Here is an 18216-nt window from a genome sequence, read left to right as displayed (position 1 = left end):
TTTTCGCTCGCTGACAGCGTTCTTTTTCTTCTGAACGGCGAGGATCCGCTTTCCAGCGCTGATGAGCAGCTGTTGCTGCGGCTTCATGAGCGGGCGCCGCATGTGCCGATGTACGTGCTGCTTCCTCCGGGCGACGGGATGGTGGATGAAGAGGAGACGGCGAGAATCGTTGAGGAAGTGGAAGCGCACGTTCGTACGATCGTTCCGGAAGCCCGTGTCATCGTCTATTCCCCGCATGCGCCAAGCCGCAAGCAGCAGCAAGCCCTCGTCGGCTGGCTTGAGGAGATGCGCCGATGCGTGTCCCCTGTCCGCCGCGAGGAAGCGATTTTAACGACGACCGGCCGGTTCATCGCTCATTTGTTCCGGCAGCGGGCCGAGGCGGAAAGTCGATTGGCGGAGCTGGTCGTATGGAAAAAAGAAATGGCGGCCAAACTGAGCGGCGCCATTCATCAGCTTGGCGACCTGCAAGAGGAGAAAACGGCCAAAGTGGCCAAGTCATTCCACACCGTCTTGGCGGACATGCGGGGTGAGCTGACAAAGGCGATTCCCGATCTGTTGCGCAACATGGCGGAGCTGGTGGGCGAAAACAGCGATTTTTCCCGCTTGCCTCTTGAGCTGAACGACAAAGCGAATGAACGGCTTCGCGCTTACCTTGATGAAGAGGCGCTGCCAAAGCTGCGCCGCGCCATGGAACAGTGGATTGCAGCGGCGGAGGACGAATTCAATGAATGCCAGGTGTTTTTGCATGAAATGAGCGAAGGGTTTAACGCCATGTTTGGCGAAGAGCGGCTTATGCTCGAATGCGATTTTCGCATTGTGGCTGACTGGCGGCGTGACATCAGCCGGTTGACGAGCGGGGCGCAAATCGAGAAGCTGAACATTTTCCTCCGCCGGACGCCGGGTCAGCTGCTGTTGAAAGGAGCGGGCAAACTGCTCGGCGCCTTTGCGCAAAACAAGGCGATGCTGGCGCAAAAATATAAGCAGCTGATCGAAACGCAAGATTACATCGATGTGGCCGAAACGGCCGCTCGGCAGCTGCTGTTGCCGTTTGAATGGTTTGCGAAGTCGATTGAGCGCGACGTCACCCAGTTTTTCCAAGCGCCAGCGACGATGCTGCGGGAAACGCTAGAGCGGCTGGAGCTTGAAATTGCCGCCCAAGAAGGGGAATTGAAGCAGATGCGCACGAATCCCGAAGCGTATCGCGACCCGCTTGTCCTCTTTGGCATCCGTTTGCGGCAATGCGAACAGCTGGCGCAGGCGGCTGCGGCGACGATTCACGTGTAACCATCGGCTGATTGCCGGTGTTGGGCGGGCTCAAACGGACTTTTCACCGCAGGACCTGCGTATGTGATCCGTTTGACGAAAAAAGAACGAAAACTGCGCCAAAACGGCCATCCCCCGGTCGATGCGAGGGAAATATGGAAAAAGGCTGTTGACAAAAGGGGCTCGCCCCGCTTTTGGCAACAGCCTTGTTTTCTTGCCCGAGCAACTGTGGAATGGAGGGTTATTGCAGCTCAAACGCCCAGTTGCCGCTGCGGAAAATCGGCTCGCGCTTCCCGTCTTTCGTCACGCCGTCAATGTTCAGATCAGCTGAGCCGATCATAAAGTCGACGTGGACGAGGCTGTCGTTGACGCCGCGGCGGTCAAGCTCCTCTTTGGAAAGAGAGGCGCCGTTTTCGATATTGGTCGGATACGCCTTGCCGAGCGCCAAATGACAAGCGGCGTTTTCATCAAACAGCGTGTTGTAAAAAATGAGATTGGACAGCGACACCGGCGATTGGTGCGGCACGAGGGCGACTTCCCCGAGGCGGCGCGCGCCGTCATCGGTGTCAAGCAAGTGCTTAAGCGTCTCATATCCTTGTTCGGCGCTGAAGTCGACGACTTGACCGTCTTTGAACGTGAGCGTAAACCGATCGATCACGTTGCCGTTGTAATTGAGCGGCTTCGTGTTGCGCACCGTGCCGTTGACGCCGTCTTTATGCGGCATCGTAAATACTTCTTCGGTCGGAATGTTCGGATTGAAGCGCACGCCGCTTTGACTCGTCGCCGCGCCGCCGTGCCAGACGTGCCCGTCGACGAGCTCGACTGTGAGATTGGTGCCTGGCGCTTCATAAACGAGTTGTTTGTATTGCTTGTTGTTTAAGTAATCGACGATGCGGGCGAGCCGGTCGTTATGTTCGCGCCAGGCAGCGATCGGATCGTCATGATCGATGCGGGTGATGCGGAAAATCGATTCCCATAATTTGTCGATGGCTTCTTCATCGCGCAGATCGCCAAATACTTTTTGCGCCCACGCCGGTGTGGGGACGGAAATGAGCGACCAGCAGTTCCGGTCGGCCATAATGGCGCTCCGATAGTTGGCGAGCGCTTGCGCCGCTGTTTTATTGGCGGTCGCGATCCGCTTTGGATCGACGTCTTTTAACAAGTCCGGATTCGGGGCGTAAATGGATAAAAAGGCAGCGCCTTGTTCGGCGAGTTCTTCCATCGCTCTTGCCCGCCACATCGGATATTCGGAAAACGCTTCCTCTGGGGCGTGGTGAAATTTAATGTATGTAAGCGCCTCGTCGTTCCACTCGACATACACATGCTTTGCCCCGGTTTCGTACGCCGTTTTGGCGATTTTGCGGACGAGCGGCGCCGCCTCGAGCGGAGCGTTGACGAACAGCGTCTGCCCGGGCTGAATGTTCACCCCGACTTTCACCGCCAGTTCGGCGTATTTGTCCAATTCCTTCTCCCAACGGTTCATCTTCCTCACTCCTTTTTTGGACTGACTCATCTCCACTTTATTATAATTCCCGCCGCCTCGCAACTTAGGGAGCTTTACATGTGGATGCTGTCCGGACGAGAGCGAAACGTTCCGATGTAGGACGCGCCTCATGTTGGAATAACAGGATGGGTTGACACATATTGGGTGGCCGTCGGCATTGTCATCGGCATTGTGTGCGCCTGGCTCTTTTTGGCGGACCGTTTCCGTCAAGAAGCGGAGCGACATGGAGCGCTGACCTTGCCCGGCTATTTAGCGAAACGGTTCGGCGCGCATGGGCAAACGATTTTATGGCTTTCGACCGTCCTTATTTTTAGCTTTATGATGTTTTATTTCAGCGCACAAATTGCCGGAGCGGGCAAGACATTGTTTACTGTTTTCCATATCGACCCAGCGCTTGGCATGGTCATCAGCGTGGCGATTGTCATCCTTTTGTCATACACCGGCGGGTTCGTCAGTGTCGTTTGGACGGATATGATTCAAAGTGTGCTCATGCTGGCGACGCTCGTGATTTTGCCTATCGTGGCAGTGGTGGAAATTTACAGTGGTGGCTTGTCGATCAGTGAAGCGCTCCATCACGCAAAACCGGGCCTCGATTCATGGACGGGGGGAGTCACTGGATTTGCGCTCGGGCTATTGCTGTTTAACAATTTTGCCTGGTTTTTCGGCTATCTTGGCGGACAGCCGCAACTGAGCGTCCGCTTCATGGCGTTGAAAGACGCCCGTGAGGCGAAAACGGCGAAGACGGTCGCCATCGTTTGGACGCTGTTGGCGTATGGTGGCGCGTTTTTGATTGGTCTGGCGGCGATTGCGCTTTATCAAGGACAATCATTCACCGATGTCGAGACCGTGCTGCCGCAAATGGTGTTGGACTTGTTGCCGCCATGGTTGGCCGGGCTGCTGTTATCCGGCATTTTGGCCGCCATCGTGACAACGGCCGATTCGCAGCTGCTGGTGATCACGAGCTCCATCAGCGAAGATATTGTCCGCCGCTCGCTGCGCCTCCGCCTGTCGGAAAGGCAGCTTGTCGCCCTTTCCCGCGCGGTGGTGGTCATCGCCGGGTTGCTTGGCTTGGTGCTGGCGATGACATCCGAATCGCTTGTGTATTTCATTGTCAGCTGGGCGTGGGCGGGAATCGGCTGCACGTTGTCACCGGCCATTTTACTCTCCTTTTCTGGAAACGATATTCCGGCATCGGCGTCATCGCCACGATCCTGGCTGGGTTTCTCAGCACGGTCATCTGGATTTCCTCGCCGCTTGAGGCTATCATCAGTTCACGGTTTACGACGTTTGCCATTGCGCTGGTGGCCGGGGTGCTGTTTAGCCTGTTGTTCCCTGACCGGCAGCGGACGAGGTAGCCTGCCAAGCGGCTGATACGGGTGCCTCCTCCGTCAGGGCAGGGGGAGGCATCGCTGTCATGGCTGTTCGCTCTCCAAAAACTGACGCACGATCTGAAAGGGGAGGAACAAAATGGTTGTCAAATGGTTGCGCGAACATGTCACAGCGTCGGCGTTGATGGTGGTGTTAAGGTTGTATTTAGGGTATGAATGGATGATGGCGGGGTGGGAAAAAATCACGCAAGGGTTTGACGCCACCGGATTTTTAAAAGGAGCGTTGGCGAAGGCCACGGGCGAACACCCGGCCGTGCAAAGCTGGTGGGCGGGCTTTATCGAAAACGTAGCGCTGCCGAATGTCGGATTGTTCAACTTCCTCGTGCCATGGGGGGAATTTCTCGTCGGGATCGCGCTCATTCTCGGATTGTTTACGACTTTTGCCGCACTCATGGGAGCTGTCATGAACTTCGCCTTCATGTTCTCGGGCACGACGAGCACGAACCCGCAAATGGTGCTGCTCACCGTCTTCATCCTCGTCGCCGGAGCCAATGCGGGACGATACGGTTTGGACCGGTGGGTGTTGCCATATCTCCGTCACTGGTGGACGGATAAAACGCATCGTCCACACCGACCGGCGGCAACGCATCAATGACCGCCATCAAGCCGCGTGCGCTGCTTCAGGCTTCCTCCTTTTCCGAACGGCCGCTCCTTCTCCAACGTGGAAGGGGGCGGCCGTTTGCCGCGTCGGAGAAAATAGTTTGGCTGTTCGAGAAAGGAAATTGACGAATGACGGCGAAATGATATGCATATGGATGAAGCAGGAGACGTGAACAAGTGTTTGAAAGCGTTTTCTACCAAGGAACATACTAACCGTTCAGTATTTTTAATAAGGGATGGTGAAACGGATGAACAAAACACGCCCGTATTGGCCGAGCGGATTGCCGAAGAAGCTCCACTATGTGCTCGGCGAACAGCCGCTCTATCATTATTTGCGCCATCGCGGCGAATGCGAGGAAAACGAGCCGGCGTACATCTTCTACAACAAGGTGGTCACTTGGGGAACATTGCTGGATCACGTCCGCCGTTTTGCCCGCTATTTGCAGGAAAAAGGGGTGAGGAAAGGGAGCTATGTCGCCTTGTACATGCAAAACTGTCCGCAATACATCATCGCCCACTTCGCCATCCAGCAGTTAGGCGGCGTCGTCGTCCCGCTCAACCCGATGTACCGGGAATCGGAGCTCGCCTATTTTTTCGCTGAAGTGCCGCTTGTCGGCATCATCGCCGGAGAGGAAGGAGTGCCGCGCGTTCGACAAGCCGAACAACAAACAGCGCCTCTGTCGTTTATCGTAACGTGCCACTACGGCGATTACGCCGATCCGGCAGGGGGCATCCCGCTTTGCGCCGAGCTTGTGCAGCCGAAAGAGGCGATGAGCGCCGCGGACGATTTTGCGGCCATCATCGCCGCCTATCCGCCGCTTGATGAGACCGCTTCTATTGACTTATGGAACGATGTCGGGTTGATCATTTTTACATCGGGTACGACCGGTCGGCCGAAAGGAGCGATGCTCACCTATGGCAATGCGCTATTTAAGACGGCCGCATCCGCCCAGGCGAACCGGCTGACGGAAAAACGCGAACAGCTTATGGCCCATTCCCCGCTTTGCCATATTGCCGGCATGGTGATGGGACTGAATACGCCGGTGTACACGGGACATCCATGCGTGCTGTTTACCCGCTTTGATCCGATGGCGACGATCAAAGCCATCGAAACGTACAAAGTCACGGCATGGTACAGCATCGCGCCGATGAATGCGGCCATTTTGCAAGTGCTGTCAACCACCTCTGCCGACTTGTCGAGTTTAAAACGCAACTTGGCGACGAGCTTCGGACTGCCGGTGACGAAAGACCTTGCCGAGCGGTGGGCGGAAGCGACCGGCGGCTGCCTGTTGTACGAAGCCGCCTACGGGCTGAGCGAGACGCATACGTGTGACACGTTTATGCCGGATGACCGTGTGAAATTTGGCTCGTGCGGCATCCCGACGTATGAGACGGACATTCGCATCATCGATCCGGAAACGAAACGGGAGCTTGGGCCCGGACAGTCGGGGGAAATTGTCGTCAAAAATCCGGGGGTTTTTCAAGGCTACTTCCGCCGCGATGACGCGACGAGCGAGACGCTGAAAGATGGGTGGGTGTACACTGGCGATATCGGGTATGTCGATGAAGACGGCTATTTGTATTTCCAAGGGCGGTTGAAAGAAATGATTAAAGTGTCCGGCTACAGCGTCTTTCCGGAAGACGTCGAGGCACTGTTGAACGAACATCCGGCCGTCAAGCAATGTGCGGTCATCGGCGTGCCTGACCCGATGAAAGGGGAAGTGCCGAAAGCGTTTGTCGTTCTCCATGATTCGTACAAAGGAAGGGTGGCGCCGTCTGACTTGATCGAATGGGCGAAAACGCATATGGCGGCGTTCAAATATCCGCGCTATATCGAGTTCATCGATGAACTGCCGGCGACGCCGTCAGGCAAAGTATTGCGAAAGCTGCTTCCGAGGGAATAACATCGCGGCGGGGTTTTGGCGCGGGCCGCCCCGCCTTTTTCTGGAAAAGGGGGATCACGATGAAACATTTGCGGCAATTAACAGACGAATTGATGGCGAAAAAGGCGCGCGCTGCGCTGGGCGGCGGCGAGGAAAAGATCGCCAAGCAGCACGAGAAAGGGCTGCTGACGGCTAGAGAGCGGATCGACCTGCTTGTCGATGCCGAAACGTTTATCGAGTTCGGACAGCTGAACACATCCGACCAGCCCGGCTTGGAAGAAACGACGTACGGAGACGGGCTTGTCGCCGGCATCGGCAAAGTGAATGGCCGCTCGGCGGTCATCATCGCCGGGGATAAAACGGTGCTCGCGGGAACGGAGGGGAGCGTTCATTTGCGCAAGTCGCGGCAGATGCATGCACTGGCTGTGCGCAATGGCTTGCCGATGTTTTTCCTCCATGAAGGCGGCGGGCTGCGCATGCCGGACGGGATGGGATCGGACGGGATCAGCGACAAATTGTTTCCGCGCGAGCTGCTCGCCCACCACCGGCAAGTGCCGACGATGGCGGCGATTTTGGGGGACAGCTACGGCGGTCCGACATGGACGGCGGTCAGCTGCGACTTTGTCACGCAGCTGAAGGGGACATGCATGGCGATCGCCGGGCCGCGCATGCTCGAGCTGGCAAACGGGCAGCGCGTTTCTCCAGAAGAGCTTGGGGGCGTAGACATTCATTACCAGTATACAGGGCAAATTGACGCCGATGGCGAGACAGAGGCAGAATGCATCGAGCAACTGAAACGATTTTTTTCATACATGCCGCAAAATGCGAACGAGCGGCCGCCGATGCGGAAGACGGACGATGACCCATACCGGATGGTTGAGGAAGTGTTTTCAATTTTGCCGGACAAACGTAGCCGCGTCTATGATATGCGAAACATCATCGCCTGCCTTGTTGATGAAGGGGACTATTTTGAGTACCAGAAACAATTCGGCAAGGCGCTGATCGCCGCTTTGGCGCATTTAAACGGCCATGTCGTCGGCATCATCGCCAATCAGCCCAACCAATATGCAGGAGCGCCCGGGCCGCAGGAATGCCAAAAGGCGACGGAATTCATTTGCTTGTGCGACTCGTATCATATTCCGCTCATCTTTTTGCATGACACGCCGGGGTTTCGCATCAGCGTGGAGGCGGAAAAAGCGAAAATGGCGACGAAAATTATGGTGTGGAATCAGGCGCTTGCTCTATCAACTGTCCCGAAAATTTCGGTTGTCATCCGCAAAAGCATTGGCGCGGCGTACGGCAATATGTGCGGACCGGGAATGGGGGCGGATGTTGTTGTCGCCTGGCCGAGCGCGGAAATCAATTTCACCGGTCCGGAAGTCGGCGTCAACGTCGTATACGGCCGCGAGCTTGAACGCGCCGACAACCCGCATGAGCGGCGTCAGGAGCTGCTCAAGCAGTGGTCGTTTGACAGCTCGCCGTATGGGGCGGCGCGCAAACATTTGATCGACGATGTCATCCATCCGGCGGAGACGAGAAAATTCCTTTGCCAGACACTTGAATATTTGCTTACATCCAAGCGCGAAAAAAGCGAGCGGCTGCTCGCCGCTTGGCCGACGGGGTTTTAATGGAAGTTAATGGGGAATCCCCCTCTGCCAGTGGTGGAGGGGGCTGTGCTTGGCTATTTCTCTTCCATGGAGGGGGAGCAGCCGCCCATCGCATGTGAGATATGAAAAGTCGGAACATACATTGACAATTCAATGGAAATGGAATATTCTTTAATTAGAAAGATGTCTAAATATCGAATGTTTTTGTCTGTATTTAGATAATTTTCTAAATGTCTAACTATAGACCGGCATGAAAAGTCGGTTGCATGCGCCGCACGCGAAGCTGTGATAAACGAAAGATGCCCCTTTAGCGGTTTATCCAACGAAAACTCGTTTGCAAGGTGGGATCGCTATTGTCATTCAACGAAGCGTTTAAAGCGATCGCCGATCCGACGCGGCGGAAAATTTTATCCTTGTTGCGAACAGGGGATTTGACGGCAGGGGAAATCGCCTCGCATTTCGATATGCAAAAGCCGAGCGTCTCGCATCATTTGAAAATTCTCAAGCAGGCTGATTTGGTGCAAGACCGGCGTGAGGGACAGCATATCTACTACTCTCTGAACACGACGGTGTTTCAAGATTTGCTTCGCTGGTTTTACGATTTTGTCGAAAAGGGGGAGAGACATGGTGAACGTTAGCCGGCTGACGATCGTGTTGACGGTTCTCGCTTATTTCTTGAGTTTGGCCGCCCTTCCGTATTTGCCGGATCAAGTGGCGATCCATTGGAATGCATCAGGGGAAGCTGACGGCTTCAGCAGCAAATGGTTTGGCGCGTTGTTGCTGCCCGTTCTCATGACGGTGTTCACGTTTTTGATGGCGGTCTTGCCGAAGCTCGACCCGAAAAGAGAAAATTACGCCCGATTTCAAACAAGCTATCGTATGGTCAATGCGGCGCTTTCCTGCTTTTTCTTGGCGCTGCATGCCGTGACGTTGGCGTACAATCTTGGATTTTCCATCGATGTTGGGGCGGTCATGCCGCTTGGCATCGGCGGCCTGTTTCTTGTCATCGGAAATTATATGCCGAAAATCAAACACAATTATTTCATTGGCATCCGCACACCGTGGACATTAGCGAGTGAGACGGTTTGGCATAAAACGCACCGTCTTGGCGGCAAAGTATTTACCGCGATGGGGATTTTGTCGATGCTCACCGCGTTTTGGCGCGGAGAGATGAGGGCTGTTTTGTTTGTCGTCATCATCGTTGTCGGCAATTTGTATCTCATCGTTCGATCGTTTCTTTATGAGCAGCAAGAACAGCGCAACCGTTCCTAAATAAGCGGGAGGGGGAGAGGACGTGGGAGTGATCGGTGCGGCGGTGCAGCTCGCCATTTCATTGTTTGTTCCAGTTGGTCTCGCATGGTACGGAAGAAAAAAAGGATGGCTTTCATGGAAAGCGCTCGGCGTCGGGGCAGTTGTGTTTCTCGTTTTCTCACAAGTATTGGAAAAAGCGCTTCACATCGCTGTCCTTGAACCGGGGCGTCCGGCGTTAAAAGGAACAGACAGCGTTTGGCTCTTTGTCCTGTACGCGGCGCTTGCCGCTGGCGTGTTTGAAGAACTTGGCCGCTATGTCGGGTTCCGTTGGCTGCTAAAGCAACATCGCGGATATGGAGATGGTTTATCATTCGGGCTTGGGCATGGCGGGGTGGAAGCGATGCTGCTTGGCGTGTTTGGCGCTATGAACACGATTGTGCTTCTGAGCTTGATTCAATCAGGCACCTTCGACAAAACGATCGCCCCATCGCTTCCGGCAGGACAGGCGGAGCTGATCAAGGAGCAAGTGTTGCACACGCCGTTTGCGATGTACGTGTTAGGCGGCTTGGAGCGGCTGTTTGCTTTGGCGGTGCACACGGCGCTGTCGCTCCTCGTTTTGCTTGGCGTGCGCCAGCGGCAGTTCCGTTATGTCCTGTACGCGATTTTGCTTCACGCGGCGATGGACGTTTTGCCCGCGCTTTATCAAGCGAAAGTGGTCACGAACGTTTGGGCGGTCGAAGCGGTGCTGCTTGTTTGGGCGATCGCCGCTGTTTCGTTCATCCGCCGGATCAAACCGGCATTCGGACAGGGAGGAGAGGAACGATGATTCGTGTAAAACGGCTTGACCATGTGCAAATTTGCATTCCGTTTGGCGCCGAAGACGAAGCGCGCGCCTTTTACACCGGTGTGCTTGGTTTTCAAGAAATCGAAAAGCCGGAATCGCTGAAAGGAAACGGTGGACTTTGGTACAAAGTCGGCGATATCGAGCTCCATATCGGAGCAGAAAACCGCGACGGCTACAACAGCAAAAGCCACCCGGCGTTTGAAGTGGAAGATGTCGAAGCCGCGCGCCGCTATTTGGAATCACAAGGCGTCGCGACGCAAGACGAAAAACCGATCCCAGGGGTGAAGCGGTTTTCCTTTCGCGATCCGTTTCACAATCGGATCGAGTTGTTAGAAAAAGGATAAGATCGTTTCATAAGCCGTCCGATCGGGCAGTGCTCTTTTGCTCCTTCGCGATAGTAACCTCTTGTCATTCAGGGCATGCTAGAGACGAAGGAGGAATCGAGATGGAGAGAAAAGCGAACAACAAGCGCAACGACAAATCTGTCCGCACCGCTGATGCCCGGACGGCAGGCCGGCCAGCGATGAAGGAACAAACGGTGCAAGAGGCCTACAAAGAGCGGGAAGCGCTGACGGCCGATTCAATCAAAAAGCGGGAGAAAGGACGCGTCCTTTCGAAAGGACGCGTCCTTTCTCTCGCTTTTTTCGTTACGAATGCTCCTCTAAGCTGGCGACCGGCACGCTTTGCTTTTGATTCGGATTGTCAAGCGGATGGATCGTGGCTACGCCTTTTTGTTGGTCGACATGCTCAATGTAAATGCGCTGGCCGTTGTACGTGACGTTTGCCATCACCGGCGACGACGCGATTTCTTGCGCCCGACGGACATCCATCTGAAACACCTCCTTATTTGCCGATAACACGCATAGTATGACAGGTGTGCGATTGAACTATGCATGTGGCTGAGATCGGAAAGAATAATTTCCAAAACAATGTGCTAAATAATCAATCAACAAAACCGATCATCTTTTCCTAGCCGATTCACACGTTTTAATGTAAACTATTTTTTATAAATAGTTTACATATAAGGGGGATGGGGATGAAAACCGAACTAACCGCCCAACTGCTCGAATGGGAACAAAAAGCGCAAAAGCGCCAGCTGCGCCGGGCAGAAGCTTCAGGCGCTACGGTCATCCTGAACGGAAAGCCGATGTTGAATTTAGCGTCCAATAATTATTTAGGGTTGGCGGATGATAGGCGGCTCATCGAAGCGAGCTGCGAGGCGATGAGGGCATATGGGGCTGGAGCGGGCGCATCGCGGCTCGTCGTCGGCAATCATCCGCTCTATGAGCGGGCGGAAGCCGCATTGAAACAGTGGAAAAAAGCAGAGGCGGCTCTTATTTTCAACAGCGGCTACACGGCCAACATCGGCGTGCTGACGGCGCTGATTCGCCGCGATGATCTCGTCTTTAGCGATGAGTGGAACCATGCGAGCTTGATTGATGGCATCCGCTTGAGCAAAGCCGCTTGTTTCCGCTATCGTCATAACGACATGAATCAGCTGGAGTCATTGTTGAAGCAATCTCCGCCCGGTAAGCGGAAATGGATCGTCACCGATGCCGTCTTCAGCATGGACGGCGATATGGCGCCAATCGAGGAGCTGGTCGAGTTGAAGCGGCGCTACCGCGCGATATTGATTGTCGACGAAGCGCACAGCGGCGGTGTGTTCGGACCAAACGGCGAAGGGCTGCTTCACCATTTCGGGCTTGAGAAGGAAGAGGATGTGCTCGCCATCGGCACCTTCAGCAAAGCGCTCGGCAGCTTCGGAGCGTATGTAACGGGAGAGCCGTGGCTGGTCGACTATTTGATCAACAGCGCCCGCAGCTTGATTTTTACAACCGCCTTGCCGCCATCGGTCCTTGCCGCCAATGAGGCTGCCATTCATATTGTCCAAGCTGAGCCAAAGCGGCGCGAGCGGCTGCACGCCCTAAGCGAAAGATTCCGCACCAAGCTGAAGCGGCTTGGGTTTGACACCGGCGGCAGCGAGACGCCGATCGTTCCCGTGATCGTCGGTCCGAACGACCGAGCCGTGGCCATGAGCGAGCAGCTGCAAGAAGCTGGCATCGCGGCCGTCGCCATCCGGCCGCCGACCGTCCCTGAGGGGACAGCGCGCATTCGCTTTTCCATCACCGCCGCGATGACGGAAGAAGACATTGATCTGGCCGTTGACTGCATCGCTTTGGCGGGGAAGCGGATGGGGCTGATTTCATAGGAAGAAGCTGCATCATAACGATGGAACGCCAGAAAAGAAAAAACCAGCCGAACGTTTTTTCGGCTGGTTTCCTTCGATCGGGATGACAGGATTTGAACCTGCGAAAATATTTTACTCACACTTTTGCGTTGAGTTGGAAAAGGATGCCGTTGAAAGACTAGCGGCATCCTTGTTGCTGACAAGTCTGTGTTTTTCTGTTTTCACGCTCCTTTGAACGTATCTTCCTCTGTCTACCCGCCCCTGCTTTTGCGACAGAGAATTCGCCATTGATTATACGGCAAAGCATGCAAGATGTCCCGCTAAAGAACTCGTGATTGGAAACGAGTTGTTCAGCAGAGACTCTTTTTAGGTTGAGAAACTTTGCAAAATCGACTCGCCTTCCGCCACAAAAACCGCCGATAGGCCGAAAAGAATTGTTTTCCCCGTCTTCTACACGCCTTGGAACACGAGCGCGGTGTCAATCGTTCCGATAACAGAATCGAACGTTTCTCCGCAGGCGATGATCGTCTCGGCGTATCGATCATGTTCGAGTGTGCACTGACGGATCGTTTTGTTGTATGGGTCGGCGATCCAGTATTCTTCCACTCCGTAGGCACAGTACAAATCTTTTTTCAGCGTCACATCGATTTTGTAGGTTGACGGGCTGACAACTTCGATGACGATGAGCGGCCGCCCCTTATAGCCGCCGATGATTTTTTCCGGCCGTTCGCAATAGACAGCGACATCCGGCTGGATAAACTCGTTCATCACTTTTCCGTTCTTTTCGAGTTTTACGGACAAGTTTGAAATCGGTTGACATGGGCTTTTTCCTTTGATCATGGAAACAAGATTGTCGCAAACGATTTGATGCTCCCATGACGGGGACGGGGACATGTTGATGGCTTCTTGCATGCTCCTCACCTCTTTTTCATTTCTTTTTCATTATACTTGAAACCGGTCTCCCTTGCCTACAACGGAGTGTGGGGAAAAGAAGACGCTAGAAGGCTGGTGAAAAATGATGCTTTCCGCTTCATCGTTGTTTTGGGCCGCAAGAGAAGACCTGATGGTAAAAGGCTTCTCAACTTGAGAAAAGTGTGTTTTGGGCTGATTTTTCATTACATCACCAGTTCTCTAGGCTGCCGGGCGGTATTCAAGTATACTATAAAGAAAACGGGAAAGGAGGACGTTTTCATGCCGATGCCGGAAAAAGGGCAGCCGTTCACTTATGCGCAATACATGATGCTCGACGAAGATGTACGCTATGAGGTCATTGACGGCCAAGTCTTCAACATGTCCCCCGCTCCGACGCCGAAACATCAGGCGGTGCAACGTGAATTGTTGGTGGAATTTGCGGCATATTTGCGGGGGAAAGAATGCACCGTATTTGGCGCTCCAATCGACGTTTGTTTGGCGGAGAGAGATGATCCGGAACAAATTCGCGAATGGGTTGAGCCGGATCTTGTCGTTGTCTGCGACAAAAGCAAAATTCGCGAAAAACGAATTGTTGGCGTGCCGGATCTCGTTGTGGAGATTATTTCAAAATCGACGGTGCGCAAGGACAAAATTGTCAAATTTCACCGTTACGAGCGGGCAGGGGTGAAAGAATATTGGATTGTCGATCCGGTGAATGAGACGATTGATGTCTATGTGCTCGAAGAAGGGAGATTCCGCCATCAAGGAATGTACGTCCGCGATGATACGATTCCTGTCCGCATGTTTCCCGGATTTGCGATCGAATTGAAAAACGTATTTGCCGAAGAAGAATAAGAAAAACGGCTGCTGTTCAAACAGCAGGCTCAGGCTGCTGGTTTGAGAGGAGTGGGGCGGTTTTTTGCCGGCGGTCCGCTTGGTGAGCCCCGTCGGAAACCTCTGCTGTTTGAAGCGTTTGGGCATAGAAACGGAAAAAATAGGCGATACTAATCATCGGTGATGCTTGTGTACAACCAAGAAGAACTGATCCGCTTTGTCGAAGAAGCGAAGCAGTACGCCCGCTACGGAAAAGTGGCTGACTACATCCCCGCCTTAGGCAAGGCGAACCCGAATGAGCTGTCGATCGCCATTTACACGCCGGATGACGAGGTGGTAAGCGCCGGGGATGTGACGGTGAAAGTGACGCTGCAAAGCATTTCCAAAATTATTGCGCTCGCCCTTGTGCTCATCGACCGGGGCGAGGATGAGGTGTTCCATAAAGTCGGCATGGAGCCGACGGATTATCCGTTTCATTCCATTGCCAAATTAGAGGAAAAGCCTGCCAAGCCGCTGAATCCGATGATTAACGCCGGCGCGCTTGTCGTCACGTCGATGATTCAAGGCGGCTCGGTGTCCGAACGGCTGGAACGGCTGTTAGCGTTCGTCCGCCGTCTCGCTGGCAACGAACGCATTTCGTACTCCGACGAAGTGGCCCGCTCCGAATTTGAAACAGCGTTTTTGAACCGTTCGCTTTGCTATTTTCTCAAGCAGCATCGTATCATTGATGAAGATGTCGAAGAGCTGATGGAATTGTACACGAAACAGTGCGCCATTGAGATGACGTGCATCGACTTGGCGCGCATCGGCTTGGTGCTCGCGCTTGACGGACGCGATCCGCATTCGAGTGAGCCGCTCATGCCGCTTGATGTCGCCCGCATTTGCAAAACGTTCATGGTCACGTGCGGCATGTACAACTCATCAGGTGAATTTGCCATCAAAGTCGGCATCCCGGCGAAAAGCGGCGTCTCGGGCGGCATTCTCGCCGCCGTCCCGGGCCGGTGCGGCATCGGCGTTTTCGGCCCGGCTCTCGATGATAAAGGGAACAGCGTGACCGGGGTGAAACTGCTCGAGCGGCTGTCAAAAACGTATTCATTAAGCATTTTCTAAGGAGGAAATCACGATGAAAACATTTACGGTCCAGTTTCACCGCGAAGACGACGTCGAAGCGATGAACGTCGGCAAGTTGAGCCAAGAGGATTTTGACAAGGCGACCGAAGGCGGGACGCGGCATCTGTTTGACCTTGACACGAACATCGGCTATTTCGTCTTTTTTGACGCCGAGGACAACGAAGGCAAGGTATCGTATTTAATGCTTCAATACGAAGAAGACAGCGAAGACCCGAGTGCGTGCTACAGCTTTGAACTGAAAGACTTTTACGAATTTATGGCGCTGTATTTGAACGACCTTGAATTCGCCGACGAAGAAGAAATGACGGAAGACGGCGAAGAGGAATACGGACCGATCCACCACCTGGCGCATTTGCTTTATCATATCGTCGAGGAAGGGAAGACGGTGGAGGTGTGAGATGGCGATCCCGGACGGAACAGTCTGGGAGTTTTTATTGATACGACTATGAAAGATAAGTGACACTCCTTCACTTATCAACTCTACCGTTTAGAAGAGGGCTGTCTAGACATAAGTTTTTCGCTGCTAACATTGCCATGTTCTCGAGTAGAGGTGAGGGGGCTAGCCTGCTACATTATTACAGCCGTTTAGAAACATGAAATCATAAAAACCGTTCTATCCGCTGCTTCCCATTCATATGTTAGTGACAAGTATGAGGCCAAACCGTTGTGAAGACCCGAGCGGTTTTCTATGTCTCATGATTTTCGATTATAGTTTGCCAAAAATATACTGAAAATTTGTAAAATTTTTGATCGGTGAATCGTTCTTCCATTGCTTGAAAGGGGGTGGGAATGGGTTCACTCTTTTTGAACATAAAGCGAAGGGGGATTTCATTGCGTTTTGACCGACCTTTTGAAGGATATGCCGTAGGCGAGCGTTATCGCTCGCGCGGGCGAACGATTACCGAGGCCGATATTGTGCAGTTTGCCGGCGTTTCCGGTGATTTTTATCCGCTGCATACGGACCGAGAATACGCGAGGCAGACACGGTTTGGCGAGCGGATCGCCCACGGGATGCTGACAATGTCGGTGGCGACTGGACTATGGGTGATGGAGCCAGGATGTGTGCTCGCTTTTTACGGCATCGACGCGCTCCGCTTCGTCCGCCCAGTGAAAATCAGCGATACGATTTACGTGGAATCGGAAGTGAAGCGGTTGACGGAACGGGGCGAGACAGCGGGGCTTGTCACGGTGCACCAACAAGTCGTCAACCAACGCGGTGAGACGGTCATCGATGCCGTTGTACATGTGCTTGTAGCGCGGGAAGGAAAGAGGTGAACAGCGGGCGGGGTGCTGCTTTGGAGGCTGGTGTGAAAGGGAAAGAGGCTTGTTGTAAGCGTTAACATTAAGGGGGAATCGGCCAGAGCTCCTTCAGTTATTATTCATTCGTTTTTTCCGCGGTTTCATATCATGAAAGGGGTGTTGACAGCAGTGACAACGACAATGGATGCGGCGGAATTAAAACGCCAAAAAAGGCGGGCCGCGATTTCGAGTGTGGTCGGCACGACGATTGAATGGTATGATTTCTTCCTTTACGGGACGATGGCCGCGCTTGTGTTTCCGCAGCTCTTTTTCCCGCAAAGCGACCCGTACGTAGCGCTTATGCAGTCGTTTACAACGTTCGCCTTAGGGTTTGTTGCCCGGCCGGTCGGGGCTGCGATTTTCGGCCATTTCGGCGATAAAATCGGCCGGAAGGCGACGTTGGTCGCCACTTTGTTGTTGATGGGGCTGGCGACGGCGTTGATCGGTTTGATGCCAACGTACGAACAAATCGGCTTATGGGCCCCAGTCTTGGTGACCATACTCCGTCTCATTCAAGGCATTGGCGTCGGCGGGGAATGGGGCGGCGCCATTTTGATTGCGATGGAGTGGGAAGAAGGAAAACGGCGCGGACTGATGGCTTCGCTGCCGCAAATGGGCGTGCCGTTTGGGTTGTTGTCCTCTTCGCTCGTGACGACATTGATGCTCGCGACTGGCGGCGACAGCTTTTATGCGTGGGGGTGGCGTGTTCCGTTTCTGCTTAGCTTCCTGTTGATTGCCGTCGGGCTATATATCCGGCTGAAAGTGCTCGAATCACCGCTGTTCCAAGAAGCGATGAAAAAACAAGAGACGAGCAAGATGCCGGTCGGCGAGGTGCTGGTCAAGCATCCGCGCGAAATTCTATGGTCAGCGCTTGCGCGGGTGATTGAAAACGGGTCATTCTACATTTTTGTCACGTTTATCGTCAGCTATGGGACGACATTTTTGGGGATGGAAAAAAGCATTTTCGTCAATGTGACGATTATCGCTGCGGTGATCAACGCGCTTTCGATCGTCTATTCCGGCCATTTATCCGATCGGTGGGGCCGCCGCCGCGTCTACATGACGGGCACGATTTTGCTGATGCTTTGGGCGTTTCCGTATTATTGGCTTGTCAATACGAAAAGTGTCGGGCTCATCTTTTTGGCGACGGTCGTGGCGATGGTGTTCCACGGCATGCTGTATGGCCCGCAGGCGGCCATGATCGCGGAAAACTTCCCGACGCGCTTGCGCTACAGCGGCGCTTCGCTCGGCTACCAGTTGGCATCGATCATCGCCGGCGGCCCAGCGCCGCTCGTGAGCACATGGCTTTTGCACAAATACGGCAGCGCCACCGCCATCTCCTTCTATATCGTCGTCATGGGCTTGATTTCACTCGCTGGGGTGAAAATGCTTCAAGACCGCGCGCGTCAGGCGATTGATTAGATTAATCGGACTGAACTCCATTATGGGCGCCTTTGCGTTCGGGCAAAGGCGCCTCTTTAAACGTTCATCTTCTTTGGCGAGGAGACCCCG

Annotated in this window: 16 protein-coding genes and 2 pseudogenes; 15 read left to right on the top strand and 3 right to left on the bottom strand. The window is 54.0% G+C overall.

Annotation, left to right across the window (positions count from 1 at the left end):
• Positions 1-1284, top strand: a pseudogene (locus VU18_RS08900) (GTP-binding protein); the annotation flags it as partial.
• A gap of 220 nt (positions 1285-1504) precedes the next feature.
• On the opposite strand, the gene VU18_RS08895 reads toward VU18_RS08900, so the two are convergent.
• Positions 1505-2746 (bottom strand): aminopeptidase, encoded by a 1242-nt coding sequence (locus VU18_RS08895; RefSeq protein WP_047758021.1) that lies wholly within the window; start codon positions 2744-2746, stop codon positions 1505-1507.
• A gap of 132 nt (positions 2747-2878) precedes the next feature.
• On the opposite strand from VU18_RS08895, the pseudogene VU18_RS08890 reads away from it, so the two are divergent.
• The 8 genes and pseudogenes from VU18_RS08890 to VU18_RS08855 form a co-directional block, all read left to right on the top strand.
• Positions 2879-4122 (top strand): annotated as a pseudogene (locus VU18_RS08890) (sodium/proline symporter); the annotation flags it as partial.
• A 112-nt stretch (positions 4123-4234) separates the two neighbouring features.
• Positions 4235-4750 (top strand): DoxX family protein, encoded by a 516-nt coding sequence (locus VU18_RS08885; RefSeq protein WP_033009714.1) that lies wholly within the window; start codon positions 4235-4237, stop codon positions 4748-4750.
• 253 nt (positions 4751-5003) lie between these two features.
• Positions 5004-6659, top strand: a complete 1656-nt coding sequence (locus tag VU18_RS08880; protein ID WP_047758171.1) for an AMP-binding protein — start codon at positions 5004-5006, stop codon at positions 6657-6659.
• A 59-nt stretch (positions 6660-6718) separates the two neighbouring features.
• A complete protein-coding gene (locus tag VU18_RS08875) occupies positions 6719-8266 on the top strand; it encodes an acyl-CoA carboxylase subunit beta (RefSeq protein WP_047758020.1) in 1548 nt (515 codons plus the stop codon).
• Positions 8267-8598: 332 nt separating this feature from the next.
• Positions 8599-8883 carry an autorepressor SdpR family transcription factor gene (locus VU18_RS08870; protein ID WP_011231619.1) on the top strand — a complete coding sequence of 95 codons (285 nt, stop codon included), beginning with the start codon at positions 8599-8601 and terminating at the stop codon, positions 8881-8883.
• Entirely contained in the window at positions 8870-9517 is a 648-nt protein-coding gene (locus VU18_RS08865; RefSeq protein WP_014196162.1) for an SdpI family protein, read from the top strand. Before VU18_RS08870 ends, VU18_RS08865 begins: the two co-directional genes overlap by 14 nt.
• A 22-nt stretch (positions 9518-9539) precedes the next feature.
• Positions 9540-10322 carry a YhfC family intramembrane metalloprotease gene (locus VU18_RS08860; RefSeq protein WP_033009711.1) on the top strand — a complete coding sequence of 261 codons (783 nt, stop codon included), beginning with the start codon at positions 9540-9542 and terminating at the stop codon, positions 10320-10322.
• Complete coding sequence (locus tag VU18_RS08855) at positions 10319-10684, top strand: VOC family protein (RefSeq protein ID WP_042382294.1); 366 nt, start codon at positions 10319-10321, stop codon at positions 10682-10684. Before VU18_RS08860 ends, VU18_RS08855 begins: the two co-directional genes overlap by 4 nt.
• A 303-nt stretch (positions 10685-10987) precedes the next feature.
• Here VU18_RS08855 and VU18_RS08850 read toward each other — a convergent pair whose 3' ends face one another.
• On the bottom strand, positions 10988-11170 hold the full coding sequence (locus VU18_RS08850; protein WP_011231614.1) for a small acid-soluble spore protein H: 183 nt from the start codon (positions 11168-11170) through the stop codon (positions 10988-10990).
• Positions 11171-11376: 206 nt separating this feature from the next.
• Here VU18_RS08850 and bioF point away from each other — a divergent pair, with 206 nt between their 5' ends.
• Complete coding sequence (gene bioF / locus VU18_RS08845) at positions 11377-12549, top strand: 8-amino-7-oxononanoate synthase (RefSeq protein WP_047758019.1); 1173 nt, start codon at positions 11377-11379, stop codon at positions 12547-12549.
• Between the two features lie 429 nt (positions 12550-12978).
• On the opposite strand, the gene VU18_RS08840 is transcribed toward bioF, so the two are convergent.
• Complete coding sequence (locus VU18_RS08840) at positions 12979-13440, bottom strand: Uma2 family endonuclease (protein ID WP_042382299.1); 462 nt, start codon at positions 13438-13440, stop codon at positions 12979-12981.
• A 279-nt stretch (positions 13441-13719) separates the two neighbouring features.
• Here VU18_RS08840 and VU18_RS08835 point away from each other — a divergent pair, with 279 nt between their 5' ends.
• From VU18_RS08835 to VU18_RS08815, 5 genes are all read left to right on the top strand, one after another.
• Positions 13720-14295 (top strand): Uma2 family endonuclease, encoded by a 576-nt coding sequence (locus VU18_RS08835; protein ID WP_047758018.1) that lies wholly within the window; start codon positions 13720-13722, stop codon positions 14293-14295.
• A 162-nt stretch (positions 14296-14457) separates the two neighbouring features.
• Positions 14458-15384 (top strand): glutaminase A, encoded by a 927-nt coding sequence (gene glsA, locus VU18_RS08830; protein ID WP_047758170.1) that lies wholly within the window; start codon positions 14458-14460, stop codon positions 15382-15384.
• Positions 15385-15397: 13 nt separating this feature from the next.
• A complete protein-coding gene (locus tag VU18_RS08825; RefSeq protein ID WP_014196154.1) occupies positions 15398-15802 on the top strand; it encodes a hypothetical protein in 405 nt (134 codons plus the stop codon).
• Between the two features lie 434 nt (positions 15803-16236).
• Entirely contained in the window at positions 16237-16680 is a 444-nt protein-coding gene (locus VU18_RS08820; protein WP_033009704.1) for a MaoC/PaaZ C-terminal domain-containing protein, read from the top strand.
• A 132-nt stretch (positions 16681-16812) separates the two neighbouring features.
• A complete protein-coding gene (locus tag VU18_RS08815; RefSeq protein WP_047758017.1) occupies positions 16813-18126 on the top strand; it encodes an MFS transporter in 1314 nt (437 codons plus the stop codon).
• The last annotated feature ends 90 nt before the right edge of the window (positions 18127-18216 follow it).

Source organism: Geobacillus sp. ZGt-1 (assembly GCF_001026865.1).
Classification (GTDB): Bacteria; Bacillota; Bacilli; order Bacillales; family Anoxybacillaceae; genus Geobacillus; species Geobacillus thermoleovorans.
The sequence above is the reverse complement of the archived record's forward strand: the minus strand, read 5'-3'. Positions and strand labels throughout refer to the sequence as shown.

What these genes read in the sequence shown, in the direction of transcription:
- VU18_RS08885 (WP_033009714.1), top strand. Translation starts at nt 4,235, where the DNA reads ATGGTTGTCAAATGGTTGCGCGAACATGTCACAGCGTCGGCGTTGATG.
- VU18_RS08895 (WP_047758021.1), bottom strand. Translation starts at nt 2,746, where the DNA reads ATGAACCGTTGGGAGAAGGAATTGGACAAATACGCCGAACTGGCGGTG.
- VU18_RS08815 (WP_047758017.1), top strand. Translation starts at nt 16,813, where the DNA reads ATGAAAGGGGTGTTGACAGCAGTGACAACGACAATGGATGCGGCGGAA.
- VU18_RS08855 (WP_042382294.1), top strand. Translation starts at nt 10,319, where the DNA reads ATGATTCGTGTAAAACGGCTTGACCATGTGCAAATTTGCATTCCGTTT.
- VU18_RS08825 (WP_014196154.1), top strand. Translation starts at nt 15,398, where the DNA reads ATGAAAACATTTACGGTCCAGTTTCACCGCGAAGACGACGTCGAAGCG.
- VU18_RS08865 (WP_014196162.1), top strand. Translation starts at nt 8,870, where the DNA reads ATGGTGAACGTTAGCCGGCTGACGATCGTGTTGACGGTTCTCGCTTAT.
- VU18_RS08880 (WP_047758171.1), top strand. Translation starts at nt 5,004, where the DNA reads ATGAACAAAACACGCCCGTATTGGCCGAGCGGATTGCCGAAGAAGCTC.
- VU18_RS08835 (WP_047758018.1), top strand. Translation starts at nt 13,720, where the DNA reads ATGCCGATGCCGGAAAAAGGGCAGCCGTTCACTTATGCGCAATACATG.
- bioF (WP_047758019.1), top strand. Translation starts at nt 11,377, where the DNA reads ATGAAAACCGAACTAACCGCCCAACTGCTCGAATGGGAACAAAAAGCG.
- glsA (WP_047758170.1), top strand. Translation starts at nt 14,458, where the DNA reads ATGCTTGTGTACAACCAAGAAGAACTGATCCGCTTTGTCGAAGAAGCG.
- VU18_RS08840 (WP_042382299.1), bottom strand. Translation starts at nt 13,440, where the DNA reads ATGCAAGAAGCCATCAACATGTCCCCGTCCCCGTCATGGGAGCATCAA.
- VU18_RS08850 (WP_011231614.1), bottom strand. Translation starts at nt 11,170, where the DNA reads ATGGATGTCCGTCGGGCGCAAGAAATCGCGTCGTCGCCGGTGATGGCA.
- VU18_RS08875 (WP_047758020.1), top strand. Translation starts at nt 6,719, where the DNA reads ATGAAACATTTGCGGCAATTAACAGACGAATTGATGGCGAAAAAGGCG.